General features: G+C 42.1%; 14 protein-coding genes. 5 read left to right on the plus strand and 9 right to left on the minus strand.

Translation table 11 applies throughout. The features are described from left to right. The first annotated feature begins 116 nt into the window (after positions 1-116). Positions 117-758, plus strand: coding sequence for a trimeric intracellular cation channel family protein (locus JM642_RS06150; RefSeq protein WP_037420748.1), 642 nt, complete (start codon positions 117-119; stop codon positions 756-758). 38 nt (positions 759-796) lie between these two features. On the opposite strand, the gene tpx is transcribed toward JM642_RS06150, so the two are convergent. The 3 genes from tpx to JM642_RS06165 form a co-directional block, all read right to left on the minus strand. Further along, positions 797-1387, minus strand: coding sequence for a thiol peroxidase (gene tpx, locus JM642_RS06155; RefSeq protein WP_037429419.1), 591 nt, complete (start codon positions 1385-1387; stop codon positions 797-799). A 110-nt stretch (positions 1388-1497) separates the two neighbouring features. Beyond that, positions 1498-2325: a mechanosensitive ion channel domain-containing protein gene (locus tag JM642_RS06160; RefSeq protein WP_037420742.1), complete on the minus strand. Its 828-nt coding sequence runs from the start codon at positions 2323-2325 to the stop codon at positions 1498-1500. A 31-nt stretch (positions 2326-2356) separates the two neighbouring features. Further along, entirely contained in the window at positions 2357-2932 is a 576-nt protein-coding gene (locus JM642_RS06165) for an OmpA family protein (RefSeq protein WP_203433745.1), read from the minus strand. Positions 2933-3231: 299 nt separating this feature from the next. Here JM642_RS06165 and ltaE point away from each other — a divergent pair, with 299 nt between their 5' ends. Together ltaE and JM642_RS06175 are read left to right on the plus strand one after the other, a co-directional pair. Continuing rightward, positions 3232-4245 (plus strand): low-specificity L-threonine aldolase, encoded by a 1014-nt coding sequence (ltaE, locus tag JM642_RS06170; RefSeq protein ID WP_055647827.1) that lies wholly within the window; start codon positions 3232-3234, stop codon positions 4243-4245. Between the two features lie 162 nt (positions 4246-4407). Then, positions 4408-5871 (plus strand): HDOD domain-containing protein, encoded by a 1464-nt coding sequence (locus JM642_RS06175; protein WP_169547838.1) that lies wholly within the window; start codon positions 4408-4410, stop codon positions 5869-5871. Positions 5872-5875: 4 nt separating this feature from the next. On the opposite strand, the gene JM642_RS06180 is transcribed toward JM642_RS06175, so the two are convergent. The 6 genes from JM642_RS06180 to JM642_RS06205 all read right to left on the minus strand — a co-directional run bounded on the left by JM642_RS06180 (position 5876) and on the right by JM642_RS06205 (position 11972). Further along, a complete protein-coding gene (locus JM642_RS06180; RefSeq protein WP_203433163.1) occupies positions 5876-6448 on the minus strand; it encodes a nuclear transport factor 2 family protein in 573 nt (190 codons plus the stop codon). Between the two features lie 35 nt (positions 6449-6483). Then, entirely contained in the window at positions 6484-7308 is an 825-nt protein-coding gene (locus JM642_RS06185; protein WP_037429412.1) for a M90 family metallopeptidase, read from the minus strand. A 122-nt stretch (positions 7309-7430) separates the two neighbouring features. Continuing rightward, positions 7431-9155: a GGDEF domain-containing protein gene (locus tag JM642_RS06190; protein ID WP_203433165.1), complete on the minus strand. Its 1725-nt coding sequence runs from the start codon at positions 9153-9155 to the stop codon at positions 7431-7433. Continuing rightward, positions 9152-10579 carry an extracellular solute-binding protein gene (locus JM642_RS06195; protein WP_235522191.1) on the minus strand — a complete coding sequence of 476 codons (1428 nt, stop codon included), beginning with the start codon at positions 10577-10579 and terminating at the stop codon, positions 9152-9154. The genes JM642_RS06190 and JM642_RS06195 overlap by 4 nt, the downstream gene beginning before the upstream one ends. Before the next feature lie 198 nt (positions 10580-10777). Next, positions 10778-11230 carry a hypothetical protein gene (locus tag JM642_RS06200; RefSeq protein WP_037420723.1) on the minus strand — a complete coding sequence of 151 codons (453 nt, stop codon included), beginning with the start codon at positions 11228-11230 and terminating at the stop codon, positions 10778-10780. Then, on the minus strand, positions 11190-11972 hold the full coding sequence (locus JM642_RS06205) for an AAA family ATPase (protein WP_037420721.1): 783 nt from the start codon (positions 11970-11972) through the stop codon (positions 11190-11192). The genes JM642_RS06200 and JM642_RS06205 overlap by 41 nt, the downstream gene beginning before the upstream one ends. 532 nt (positions 11973-12504) lie before the next feature. On the opposite strand from JM642_RS06205, the gene JM642_RS06210 reads away from it, so the two are divergent. Together JM642_RS06210 and JM642_RS06215 are read left to right on the plus strand one after the other, a co-directional pair. Continuing rightward, a complete protein-coding gene (locus JM642_RS06210) occupies positions 12505-12963 on the plus strand; it encodes a GNAT family N-acetyltransferase (RefSeq protein ID WP_037420719.1) in 459 nt (152 codons plus the stop codon). A gap of 148 nt (positions 12964-13111) precedes the next feature. Next, positions 13112-13321, plus strand: coding sequence for a DUF3820 family protein (locus tag JM642_RS06215; RefSeq protein ID WP_011622004.1), 210 nt, complete (start codon positions 13112-13114; stop codon positions 13319-13321). The last annotated feature ends 120 nt before the right edge of the window (positions 13322-13441 follow it).

The following is a 13441-nucleotide window of genomic DNA, read 5'->3' on the forward strand; positions in this document are numbered from 1 at the left end:
ATAAATGGTATCAATAGATTAAATATTCTAATGACAAAATTTAAATAATCTCATTATCCAGCCCATGGATTATCAGGCAAAATCCGTTTTTTATGCATGGGTAATAAGTAGTTTAAATGCAAGAAGCGCAATTTATCGGATTATTATGGCTGATTGGGATTTTGGCTGAGGCCATGACTGGGGCATTAGCAGCTGGCCGTAAGCAGATGGATTTATTCGGCGTAGTCATTATCGGTTGTGCTACCGCTATCGGTGGCGGCACCTTACGAGATATGTTACTTGGAAATTACCCTTTGATTTGGGTCGAGAATGTCCACTATCTAATTGCGATTGCATTTGCATCTTTGTTAACTGTCGCGATTGCGCCAGTTATGCGTTATTTGTCTAAGCTGTTTTTGGCAATCGATGCCTTAGGCTTAGCGGTATTCTCAATTGTTGGCGCGCAAAAGACCCTGATGCTTGGTTTTAGTCCAACTATTGCGGTCGTTATGGGATTGGTTACCGGTGTTTTTGGTGGTGTTATTCGCGATATTCTTTGTAATCAAGTGCCTTTGATTTTTAAGAAAGAGCTCTATGCGGTAATCTCACTCTTTACGGCGGGGTTATATATCACGCTAAACGCCTATCAATTGGCTGAATGGATTAATCTATTAATTTGCTTAAGTTTTGGATTTAGCTGGCGGATGTTAGCATTACGCTATCATTGGTCTATGCCTACCTTCGACTATCAAGCCAACGGCGACCAACATACGCACTAGTAAAAAATAGGGCATTAAATGCCCTATTTTTATGCTTATTACTGTGCTTGAATGGTTTTTAGCGCCTCTAGCGCGGCATCATAGTTTGGATGCTGGGCAATGTTGGGTACTAATTCTTGGTACTTGAGTTTACCTTCGGCATCGACGATGAAAATCGCCCGTGCAAGTAAGCCATAATCTTCAATTAACAGACCATACTTCTCGCCAAAATCACGCCAAACAGAATCGGATAACACTTTAATATTTTCGACATTCTCAACTTTACAAAAACGTTTTTGCGCGAAAGGTAAATCCGTGCTGATGGTTAGCATGACGACATCATCAGAAAAGTGGCTGACCTCACTATTAAAGCGTTTAGTTTGTAACGCACAAACACCCGTATCCAAGCTAGGCACTGCACTAATCAGGATGGTTTTTCCCTTAAAGTCGGTTAAGTTGATTGGATTGAATTTATCATCAACGACTTTAAATCTTGGGGCCATTTGCTCAAGTTGAGGTAATTTTCCTTCTAGGGTGACAGTCTTTTCACCCATCATTACTTGGGTTTTATTGCTGGCAATCGCCATAGGGCTGAGCAGCATTAAACTAAAAACACAGCCAGCGGCCAGAAATGAAACATACTTTGGCATATTCTCTCTCTTACTCAGATATGTGTGCATATTCGGTTAAGGTACGCCAAAATCCGACTTATCACCATAAAAAAGGCCGGTTTTCACCGGCCTTCTAATATCACTGCTGATTATTTGCTCTCGGGCAGTTGTTTTACATGAATATCCATTTGTGGAAATGGAATTTCAATATTGGCTGCATCAAGCGCATTTTTGATTTGTTCTAAAATCTCGAAACGAGCTGTCCAGTAATCCGCCGTTTTTACCCAAGGACGAACTACAAAGTTAATTGAAGAATTTGCTAGTTCAGACAGACCCACGGTGTAACCCGGTTCTTTCAGCACATATTGGTTGTTATCTAAAATCTCGGTTAAAACTTTTTTAGTCTGGGCAATATCTGCAGAATAAGACACGCCAATGACTAAATCGATACGACGATTTTCTAAGGCTGAGTAGTTGGTGATCGTGCCATTCATGATTGAAGAGTTGGGCGCAACGATAACCTTATTATCTGGTGTACGTAATTTAGTTGAGAAAATGGTGATTTCATCAACAGTGCCAGCAATACCAGCAGCTTCAATATAGTCACCCACGCGACATGGGCGGAATAACACCATTAACACGCCTGAAGCAAAGTTAGATAATGATCCTTGCAGCGCTAAACCTATCGCTAAACCGGCGGCACCGATAACTGCGACTAAAGATGCGGTTTGCACACCAATTTGGCCTAAGGTGGCGATAATGGTGAAGACAAACACAACAGCCCACGATAAGTTGGCTACAAAAGAGACTACCGTTGGATCAACTTTGCGGCTGTTGAGTAGCTTTCGCACTACCTTTTGCGCAACGCCGGAAAAATATTTACCGACAAAAAAGATAACAAGGGCAAATAAGATCTTCACTCCATAGGTCATGATCAGATCTGGAGCCTGCTTTAATAAGCCTTCAAGGTTTTCCATTAAATTACTCCCTAAAAATACGCTAACAAAACTACTTATTATTGACGAAAAATTGTACTCGTCGATTTAATCTGCGACCTTCGCTGGAACGATTATCTGCTACTGGTTCAGATATACCTTTACCGACAACGGTAAAGCGATTTGGGTTGAATCCATAGTCTTCAACCAAAATTTGTTTCACATTTTGCGCACGTTGAAGTGATAACTGATAATTAAACTCAGGTGTGCCGACAATATCTGTGTGCCCAACCAAGATTAAATGAACATCAGTATTTGACTCTAAAAATGCTTTGACTAAGGCTAATGCTTTCCACTGCGATAAATCTACCTCTGCTATCGCAAACTCAAAATACACAATGGCTGTCTCAATATGATCACAATCAGGAGCTGAATAGGTGCTGGGGTCATTGAGATTGCATTGAATAGTAGTGGCCGTGGCTTCGACTTCATAAACACAGCCATTTGCCATCACCGTAGTGTTAGCGGTTGTGTTGGGGCAGGCATCTTTAATATCGGGCACGCCATCTTGATCTGTATCCTGCCATGCATAAGCTGGTAGCATGAGGGTTAAACTCAATGCTAAAGAGGCTAGTTTAATCCATTGCATTACGGATATATTCACCACAAATCACCTTATGTTTAATATCTAGCAGTCAAAATCACTAGGAGATTGGCATCGCTTTAGCAGGAGCATCCTAGTTGGCTATTGTAGCTTTTAAACGTTATAACGCCAAGTTTTGCCATTTATTCGATATAAATCAATTATATCAGATTAAATTTTGCATTAGGTTGTATGTTTTATCGGCAGCTATGTCAGCAAGCTATACAATTTTTTCCTTTAAGGCTAGAGTCGCTAGGCGTGTTTGACATGCGCATAGGGGATAGGCAGAAGAAGTTGAGGACAAAATGATAGATTTACGCAGTGATACTGTAACCCAGCCTACTGAGGCAATGCGTTTAGCCATGTCGAGGGCTGAAGTGGGTGATGATGTTTATGGTGATGATCCGAGCGTTAACCGTTTACAGGACATGGCCGCCGAGATGTTTGGTTTTGAGGGAGCACTTTTTACGGCATCTGGCACCCAAGCCAATCTACTGGCTTTGATGTCGCATTGTGAGCGCGGGGATGAATATCTATGCGGTCAGCAAGCTCATAACTATAAATTTGAAGGTGGTGGTGCGGCGGTGTTAGGTAGTATTCAACCACAACCGCTAACAAATCAATTAGATGGGACTATTGCTCTTAGCGAAATTGAAGCGGCAATCAAGCCTGATGATATTCATTTTGCCCGAACGCGCTTGCTGAGTTTGGAAAATACTATCGGGGGGAAAGTGTTGCCCCAAACCTATCTTGCCAATGCGCAGGCACTGGCTTTTCAGCGCGGTTTAAAAATTCATTTAGACGGTGCAAGAGTGGCTAATGCCGCAGTGGCACAAGGGATCGCTATTGCTGATATCGCCGTACACTTTGATTCCGTTTCGATCTGTTTATCAAAGGGATTATGCGCGCCAGTCGGATCGTTACTCTTAGGCGATGAACGCCTCATTAAAAAAGCGACGCGTTGGCGAAAAATGCTTGGTGGCGGTATGCGTCAAGCTGGGATTCTAGCAGCTGCGGGGGAGTTAGCTCTAACTGCGCAAGTTGAAAGGTTGGCAGATGATCATCAAAACGCTGCATATCTGGCCCAACAGTTAAGCCTATTAGACGAGTTTGAAATTGACTTGCCATCCGTTCAAACCAATATGGTGTTTGCAACCTTAGCTTCTCATATCGATGAACAGGCCTTAGCGCAACGCTGTCGTAATGAGGGCATTTTGATTAGTCCTGGGCGTACCATACGTTTTGTTACCCATAAAGATGTCTCGCGCCAGGATATTGATAAAGTACTGCGGGTTTTTAAATTACATCTGCAGGCATAATTGATTAAAGTCCAAGTTAAACCTTGGGCTTTTCTTTGTTTTCAGTTCAGCCTATTGCGGATTTAAAAATCAATCGTTGAATTGTGAACCAGATGCAAGGCGAATTTTTTAAGCCTATCTATACTAAAAACAATAACATTAAACCATCAAGGGAAAGCTAGGTTGAAACCTAATAATACTAATAAAGGGGTTGATTATTGGACAAAACGGATAAGTGAGTTGGAAATGCCAGCGCTTTGTTCCACCGTCCAAACGTTAGAAAAGCTTGCCAAGGATGACGTTTCTTCACTTGCCTTATTAGGGCGTAGCGTGATGCATGATAACGCCCTCACATCACGTATTTTACGGGTCGCAAATAGCGCTATTTACCATAAGGGCAGTACGCAAATTTCTACTGTAAGCCGAGCCGCTATTGTGCTTGGTTTTGATGCAGTTCGTAATATTTGTATCACTGCACAATTATTATCTAGCTTGTTAGAAAGTAAAAACCTCTCGCCTTCAGTATATCAAAGATTAATCAAATTAATGGCTAAGGCATTTCAAGCTGCCATGTTAACTCGGATGATGCTGAGTCATTATGATGATGATATTCAAGAGGAGGCCTTTATAGCCTGTTTGCTTTTTCATATTGGTGAGAGTGCGTTTTGGAGTATCGGGGGAGAATTTACCGAAACCCTCGATAGCCAATTAACGAAATGTGAAACTCCAGCAGAAGAGCGAACTCTTATTCGTGAATCATTAGGTACCTCTTTTTCACAGCTAACCCAGAGTATTGCTCGCCATTGGGGATTGGGGGAATTATTGATCCAAGCGGTAAATAATCCCGATGACTCTCGTCCTGAAATACGCTGTATATTTTTAGCGGATAAACTTTGCGAAACGCTCTCTGTGGCGATACCAGATCAGATCGATCTTGAGAAATTTATAACTCAAGCGGCCAACTTTACCGGGCTGGATGAGAGTGAATTTACCTTAAGAATGCAGCGTTGTACCAAGGCGACCCATAAATTAGCTGAAGCCTATGGCGCTAAAGTGTTGATTGACTATCTACCTGATCCCAAGAGGCTCGATAAGCTTGAGTCTCGTTTGCCAGAAGTAGAACTACCGATTTTTGCCGCCAATTTAAATATCCAATTAGCTAAACTGCGTGAGCTTACCGCTTTTGCAATCAATAAAGCCGATTTTAATCAAATCATGCAAACCGTACTTGAGGGTATTTTAGAGGGGGTTGGAGTTGATCGCTGTGGTGTGTTGCTGTTGTCTCCTAGCCGTAAACAGCTACAGCCAAGAATTATGCTTGGCAGAGATGCAGAGGAAATGAAGCGATTATTTATTATCGAACTTGGGGATAAAAAGGGGTTATTTCCAATGGCGATGGAGCATAAGGAGTCACTTTGGGTTGATAATCCGAGTGCAAAAAAATGGCAAGAACAATGTCGTGAGTTAAAAGTGCAATTGCCAGAGTCGGGTTTTTTAGTGGCGCCCTTGTTGGTGGATAATAAAGTGATCGGCTTTTATTATGCAGATAGAGGACCATCTGAGAGGTGTTTTACAGAAGTGGATTTTCAAGCTTTCATCCACTTCTCACAGCTGGCAAATGTGTGTTTTACCGTGTCCTTAAAATAACGAGTTACTGTGCTTTTTTAATTTCAGCAGTGATTTTTTTCGCTAAACCATTGGGGATGGGAAAACTTAAATGATATTGAGCTATTTTCCATTCTCCATTGGTTTTGATTAATGTTCCTGTACCACGACTCACGCCATAACTCGGACTATTGAGCAGTTCGTCGAACAGAATTACATCACCATGTTGCACTAAATGGCGCGAAGTTAAATCGTAGCGCCAGCCTTTTGTGGGACGGGAATAGTGTTCAAATTCTGCCATTCCCCAGCGCTCATTCGCATCTGTTCCGATAAAAATCCCATCCTGACGATACAGTGAAAAATATTTATCCCAATCGGCACTACTGGAATATTGATTCAATTGATCAAGTACTTGAGCTGCGGCTTGTTCATCGGCAGATGGGACTGATATGCCGCTTGTTGCTGGTATGATGGCATTATTATCATTAGCATGGTTATTCGAGCTGAAGAGTAACGCGACCACAACAAGAATGAACATAGTGGTACAGAATCGACTTGAATTTTGCCGAGTGGCATTATGCGAAGTGGCTGAAAGATGTTTGTGTTTAGCTATTGTCATAGGGTATTCCTTGTGTTTATTACTTTGTAATGACATCAGTGCCAATTGAGCGGATCGACTTGATAGAAATGACTTAACTCTCGATAAAGTGCTGGATGTTCTTGGTTGAGTTCTGCTGGTTTTTCAAAAAAAACTTCGGTCGCTACGGCAAAAAATTCTGCTGGGTTGGTAGCCCCGTAGCCATTAAATAGGGCTGGTTTACCGACGGCAGTATCTTCAACTAGTTCATTAAATGCTTGATTAAATACGCTTGACCAAGACAGATAATCTTGGCCACGAGCTAAAATTGGGGCGCCATTGGCGTGGCCATCCTCTTGATCTAATTGATGGGCAAACTCATGGATGACAACATTGTTGCCATCGTGTGGATTGGCAGCGCCTTCAAGCGTATTTTTCCATGAAAGTATTACTTGTCCTTGCTCCCATGATTCTCCAGCGAGTACGTTACGTTGCTCCCTGATTAAGCCTGATGGATCTTGTCGTTGGCTGTCGACTATAAATGCATCGGGGTAGACCAAAATTTGTCTTAGTTTAGGGTAGAAATCGGTCTTGCGATTAAGTAGCAGTAGGCATGCTTGGGCAGCAATAGTGACTCGAATTTCATCGGTTATGAGTAAACCATCGCAGCCAACAAAATGCTTTTCATCTAAAAATACCTGAATATGACGTTTAAGTTGCAATTGAAGATCTGCAGGTAATGCATGAAAAAATGGAAGTCTTCTTTTTAGTATTGCTCGCCAAGTCTTTGGAAAGGGGCTTGCCATCACTTGTTTACGACGGAGGTTTTTGCGCCAACGACTGGAGGCCAACCAAGCAATCGCACTGAGGCCAAATATTAGAATCGTTAAACTGGCGAGCATAGTCCCTCAGTGTGTTATTGGTGTCAGTTATATTAGCTAATGGGGATTGAGCGTACTGAACTCAATCCTTTGGTTAAAAATAAAACGCTTTCAGTGAGCGGCTTAATGCGGGATGAGTGGTGTTAGTGAGCGCCAATGAAGACTTCTGTGCGATTTCGCCCTGCTAGTTTGGCACGATAGAGCGCCTCATCAACATGGCTTATCAGCTTGTTTGCATCGAGTAATTGCGGAGGTTGCCAGCAGGCAATTCCTAAGCTAATGGTGACAATCCCCATGTTTGATGAGCCTTGATGGGGAATATGCAAGTCTATAATGGTTTCGCGCAGATGTTCGGCAATTTTGTAAGCATCTTCAATATGGCTTGAGGGCAAGAGTAACATAAATTCTTCACCACCATAGCGAGCTAGAATATCTGTGGGACGTTGTAGAATTGCTTTGGTGGCATCGACGATCTGTTTTAAGCATTGATCACCGACAACATGGCCATATTGATCATTAAATTCCTTAAAGTGATCTAAATCGAACATCACAATACTCAATGGCATATTATGATCGTTGGCGTAACTCAATTCTTTTAGTATTTGGCTATCTAAATAGCGGCGATTATAGCATCCAGTGAGTCCATCGGTTTCTGCCATCGCTTTAACTTGAGCTGCGTAGGTTTTTAGGGTTTCAAGTGAACTCACCATTTGTTGTAGTTCAAGGTTATCGGTAATCGGCATTTGGGTATCGAGTTTTTCATTGGCGATGGCATTCATTGCATCACGAGTCTCAATCACGGGTTTAATAATACCTTTAGCAATAAAGTGCCAACTGGTGAGCCAGATAAAAAAGCAATAAAGAATACCTCCACAAAAGATGAGGATGACAAACGAGGTACTATCACTCTTGAGATCGGTGCCTGCGATCTGAATTTCTTCTTCAACATGGTCGACTAACTCTTGGGTGAAGGTTGCTATTTGCCTCGCTGCACTGGCTTGATAGCCAAAATGAGCATTGGCTATTTGAGTACTTTTTAAGGCATTACGGGATAGCTCAAATAGGTTGTCATTGCCAACCATGTTTTGTTTTATTTGCGATAACCAGTTGAGATAAATTGTATTACTCGAATGCATAGACGCGACGATATTTTCCATTTGAATAAGTCGTCGCATCGCTTCCCGTTGAAGGTGATTTAACGTCGCTATATTTGGGGTATTTTTTACTTCATCTAATAACACAAACAGGTGCTCACCTTGGTGCTGGTACTCCGAAATTGCTTGATGTTCTATCTGATTGTTGGTAATTCCACTGAGATCTTTATGGTTAACTAATAGAGCGAATCGTTCATGGGTCTGATTCAGTTGAGTCTGCATTTCATCAGAAAATGCTGATGACATACCGGCCAAATTTGTTTGAATATTTTGTGCCTGTAACTTTGCCTGTAAAGCACTGTCTGTAAGCGTATTGAGCAATGGGAGTTGTTGCTGATAATAAAGCTGAGTATCAATCGTTGTGTTTAGGGCTTGATACATCTTGGGAGTGGTTTCAAGACTTAGTAATACTTTTGTATCTTTTAACAAATGCTCCCATTGATTAGTTAACTCTGAAAGTAGGGACAGTCGTTGTTGCTCAGTATCATAGTGGTTTAATTCTGTGGTGATAATTTGCAACCTTTCACTGTTTTTCGCTAGTTGCAGCGCAGTGGTGACTTTTACGACATCACTATTTACCAGTTGCTCAATTTCAGTTCTCAATTGTTGTGACAATAGGATAGCGATAATGCCATTGAGTAACGCCATGCCGAGAATAATATAGAAGGCTAGCGTAATTTTCTGTTTAAGACTGGTCAGTCGTTTTGAGTTCATTTGTTTTTCTTGTCGATTGCAGGGACTTCCCCGTAGGTGTTCTGCAAATGTTTAATTTTGGTACTTAACTCAATAAAAATATCTGTACTATTGGCTTCATGCTGGCTTGCGGCATAACAAGCATGGCTTAATTCTGGATAAATCTGCCCCATTGCTGTAGTGGTAAAGTGTCCTACTTCCAATACTTTAGTCGACCAGAACAAGTTAGCAATGTGGCTTGCCTCAAATGCACCAGCAACAGACCTTTTTGAAGCTTGTTTAAATTCGGGAGCCGTAACGACATCCATTCGGCATGGATTTCCGCCGCCAAGTGCATAGGCATATTGGGCTTCAAAAGTGCCCATATATTTGAGTAACCAATAGGCGGCTTGTGGATTTTTACTGTCGTAGCTCACCGCAAAGGCATAGGCACCATTGTAAGGAGTTCCTCCGGGGACTTGAGATACTCCAAGTCGAGCACCAGTTATATTGGCTTCAACTTTAAAAGAGGCTGGCCAAAGGTTGTTATAGGCAAAGGGCCATATGGCTACCTGTCCCGTCGCCATAGCATGCGCGGCTTCATTAAAGGCAAACTTATCATCAGCAGGATAGGCATAGGGCATTAGTTTGCGATAGATTATTCCAGCGGTAATTGCCTGTTGATTGACACTCGGAACTTCAAAGTGAGTCAGTTTTTTTTGTTGATCATAAATAGGCCACATCCAAACGCCGCCTAAACTCCAAATAATGCTGGAAAACTCATCGTTAATATGGGGTTTATTACCCGACATCAACGCTAGGCCATAAAAGTTATGGGTCAATGGTTTGTCTGCAAGGAGTTCACCCGCTTTTCGCGTAAAGAAGACGGCTTGATCTTCTAATTCTTGAAAGTTGGTCGCGGGTTTGAGTGGGTAGCCAAACCGTTGTTGAAAGTGAGACTGTTCGGTTTTATTTTCAAATAAATCGGCGCGGTAATGACTTCCCATTACGTAGTTATTATAGGGAATTGCGTGCAATTCTCCGTGGTAGGATAAAATATTCAGTAATGATGGATAGTAGGGTTCGAGGTAGCTTTCCATCGCTTTTTCACCGTCGGGATCATAGAGTTTTGCTAATTCCAACAGGGGGACTGTATAGCCGTTTGCCGCCCATTCTTTTGCCCAGCCAGCCTCCATAGTGAGCAGATCGTATTTTCCTTCCCCCATTAATAATGCGTGGGTCTGAAGTTCGAACATGCTTTCAAGTTCGGTGCTAATCACATTGACTTTAACACCGGTTTTTTCGGTGAATTTGGGTAGCATTTGCTGGGTGAGATAGTCAGTCCAAAAGCCTTTTTCGGCAACTAAAGTGATTGGCGTTTTATTCGGCAAGGGGGGAATTTGATCCAAAGAAAACTCCGCTAAGGCGGGAGGTGCTAGCGTTAATCCCAGTCCGAATAATAGGATTGACAAACGTGTTAACAAGAATAACTCCTTAAATACTCGGGCTATTGATGCTAATCAATAGCATTAATCAGCTCAGCTGTACATTAAGGATAGATTTGTAAAAAAATTGACTCAATTTTTTTATCGGTTTTTAGACAAAAAAAGTCCGATGACCTAATTAATTCAGATCATCGGTAAAGGGTGGGAGATGGTGCGCAATTAAGCTTGTTTTATTTGCTGTTCGCGCATCTGCCTCAATGCGGTTGGCAAAGCATAATGTTGTTCAATTAAAAAACGGATCAATTTAGATTTAGAAATATCACTTTCCTCTGAGAGCGTTGCTAAATGGGCTATTGCCGCCTCACTCAGTGAAAATGTGGCTTTGCGGTAATGTGGCCGTTCGTCGTCAATCGTGGCATCAAGGGGTCTTGATGCCGTTTGTGGTCGATGCAAAGTCACCACATTGGAAGTTTCCAAGGTGACTTCAACTGGTGCGACTTCAAGCGGTGATTCTTTCACTCGCTCCATCGCCGCCACAGAGTTGCCCGTGCTTGGAATATGACTTTCTCCCATAGCATAAAGGGTTGCGGCATCAATAAACTCATCGAGGGAGAGGGGCTGGACGCCTCCCCTAGATGGCATAGCGTTTTTCTTGAGGTCGCTGAGTCCCATATTGTCCTCTCAGATGATTCGGCTGAGGTTGATTGATAGCGGCACGATGCGCGGCTATTGGTGTGCTTGGTTTGAGTAAGGCCGTTAACGAGGCTGCGCAGTCCACTTGAAACATTTCACAGGCGATAGCACGGATTTCAGCTGCGGCTTTACCCTTTGGTTCTATCTCCATCACCGACAATCCAGACTCTTCACTGTCATCATAGATATTACGACTATAGGTAATTGCATCTAATACATTGATATCGTAGGTTTTACAGACCTCTTTAGCCTCTAAAATACGATTCGCTTGATTGGGAAGGTTGGGGCATTGTGTGATAACGAAAGACGCGTGTAATTTAGGGTTAATCATCTTACAAGTCGCGACTATATCATCCATATGACTCACGGTTTTTAAATCTCGGCGTTTGGGCCTGAGCGGCATTAATATATGCGATGCAACTGACATGGTTGCCCTTAATGCAAGATTATCCTGCCCACCACAATCAACGAGTACAAAGTCATAGTGTTGTTCTAAGCTCAGAAGATCGTTACGGATCTTGCCATAAAGTTGTACACAGTTGATGCTTGCCAGTTTCGGATTATTGTTTCTGGCTTGGATCCAATCCGATGTGGTTCGCTGTGGATCGCAATCCACCATGATGACAGAGGCACCACATTCGGTGGTGAGAAATACTGCGATATTTTGTGCGAGGCAACTCTTACCGCTGCCGCCTTTTTCGCCGCCGACTAACACTATCATGACGAGTTCCTCAATGCTTAGGCTATCACTTGGGCGGTAATATGTTGCTTATGGTTTTTTACCGCACCTTGTTGTCATAAACGAATGTAAACTCTGTGTTAATGTTGGTCAATTATCTGATTTTTGACGTTTTTCTATAAAATGTCGCGTGATTAATATTTGACGCCACCATGTAATATGCCGTTAATTTGACTCTTTCTGCTAGCGGGGTTACTTAGGCGATTTTGAATTTTAGTTATCTGATTATTAAGGTTTTTAGTGAATTTTTAACATCAATTGATTATGAATGTTTGCTCTCCATTGCGGCAATGATATTGAAATTAAGGCTTGGTATAGTTTACTTTGAACGTTTATTTTAATTTTTTATGCAAAAATATTATTAAAATATTGGCCTCTCACGACGACTTTTCAAACGAAAGTTGTCTTGCATAAAGCTTGAGTGTCATCAAATTGCCACCTTGTTGAGTTAGTCTTTCCCATTAATGCCGTCTAATCACCTTGATTTTTCTACCATTCGTGAAGGGATGCCCAAATGGATATTAAAATGTTAATGCCTATTGAATTTGAGCTGGTTGAATCTGCTCCTTTATTTCATGAGTTGCTGAATCTACGCGATGCGGCTGGGTATCCTTGTATCGGCGTTGAGATGGCTGATGGGCATCCGTTACAGCCTTTATATTGGGTATCTATTCGCTTAACGAGTGATCAGTCAAAAAATACCTGCGCGATAGTGGCAACAGCCTGCGTATATGGTGATAAGGCTAACCATCTGGCGATTGAGGATTTTATTGTTTTACCTGAATACCGGCATGTAGGGCTGGCAAAAATAATGTTAGAGCGAGTCATGACTTTTGTTGATGAGCATGCGAGTCAAGAAACTTGTGTGAGCATTAACGTCCACGGAGAAGAAGAACGACTCTGTATTGAGTACGGTTTTGAGTATTCACATTGTGCGAATCTTGGACCGAATCTGCGTAAAATCTACGCTTGATGCCGTATCAACTCAGGGTAAGCCTGTGGTTTGCTCTGAGTTTATCCCCCCTTAGTCGTTCTCAGCTTGTATTAGCCATAGGCATTCATCGGGTATTAGGGTAGCATCCTCAATCTAGTTTTCTGTCTGAGTTCAAGCTAATACTGTCATGGATCAACAACAGCTTATCGATGCCGTAAATCAGGTCATGCCCTTTGGCAAATATGCTGGCCGCCGCTTACTCGAATTGCCTGAACCCTATCTTGTGTGGTTTCATCAACAAGGTTTTCCAAAGGGAAAATTAGGGGAGCAGTTAGCGCTGATTTATGAGGTAAAACTCAATGGCCTTGAGGGCATGTTAAAACCGCTATTGAAATGAGTTCCCTACTAAGCGATAAAAATCCTACTTTTGCGATAAGTGTTGTATTTCGTGATAGAGATTGGCGATTTATTACCTATGGCATGTTTTAATGCTGCATATTAGTAAAACACAAGGAAC

It is taken from the genome of Shewanella sp. LZH-2, assembly GCF_016859145.1.
Lineage (GTDB): Bacteria > Pseudomonadota > Gammaproteobacteria > Enterobacterales > Shewanellaceae > Shewanella > Shewanella xiamenensis.

Bases quoted from the DNA above. Each gene is read 5' to 3' on its own strand.
- JM642_RS06215 (WP_011622004.1), top strand. From the start codon at position 13,112: ATGGATCAACAACAGCTTATCGATGCCGTAAATCAGGTCATGCCCTTT.
- JM642_RS06200 (WP_037420723.1), bottom strand. From the start codon at position 11,230: ATGGGACTCAGCGACCTCAAGAAAAACGCTATGCCATCTAGGGGAGGC.
- JM642_RS06185 (WP_037429412.1), bottom strand. From the start codon at position 7,308: ATGCTCGCCAGTTTAACGATTCTAATATTTGGCCTCAGTGCGATTGCT.
- JM642_RS06205 (WP_037420721.1), bottom strand. From the start codon at position 11,972: ATGATAGTGTTAGTCGGCGGCGAAAAAGGCGGCAGCGGTAAGAGTTGC.
- JM642_RS06210 (WP_037420719.1), top strand. From the start codon at position 12,505: ATGGATATTAAAATGTTAATGCCTATTGAATTTGAGCTGGTTGAATCT.
- JM642_RS06150 (WP_037420748.1), top strand. From the start codon at position 117: ATGCAAGAAGCGCAATTTATCGGATTATTATGGCTGATTGGGATTTTG.
- tpx (WP_037429419.1), bottom strand. From the start codon at position 1,387: ATGCCAAAGTATGTTTCATTTCTGGCCGCTGGCTGTGTTTTTAGTTTA.
- JM642_RS06160 (WP_037420742.1), bottom strand. From the start codon at position 2,325: ATGGAAAACCTTGAAGGCTTATTAAAGCAGGCTCCAGATCTGATCATG.
- JM642_RS06180 (WP_203433163.1), bottom strand. From the start codon at position 6,448: ATGACAATAGCTAAACACAAACATCTTTCAGCCACTTCGCATAATGCC.
- JM642_RS06190 (WP_203433165.1), bottom strand. From the start codon at position 9,155: ATGAACTCAAAACGACTGACCAGTCTTAAACAGAAAATTACGCTAGCC.
- JM642_RS06165 (WP_203433745.1), bottom strand. From the start codon at position 2,932: ATGCAATGGATTAAACTAGCCTCTTTAGCATTGAGTTTAACCCTCATG.
- ltaE (WP_055647827.1), top strand. From the start codon at position 3,232: ATGATAGATTTACGCAGTGATACTGTAACCCAGCCTACTGAGGCAATG.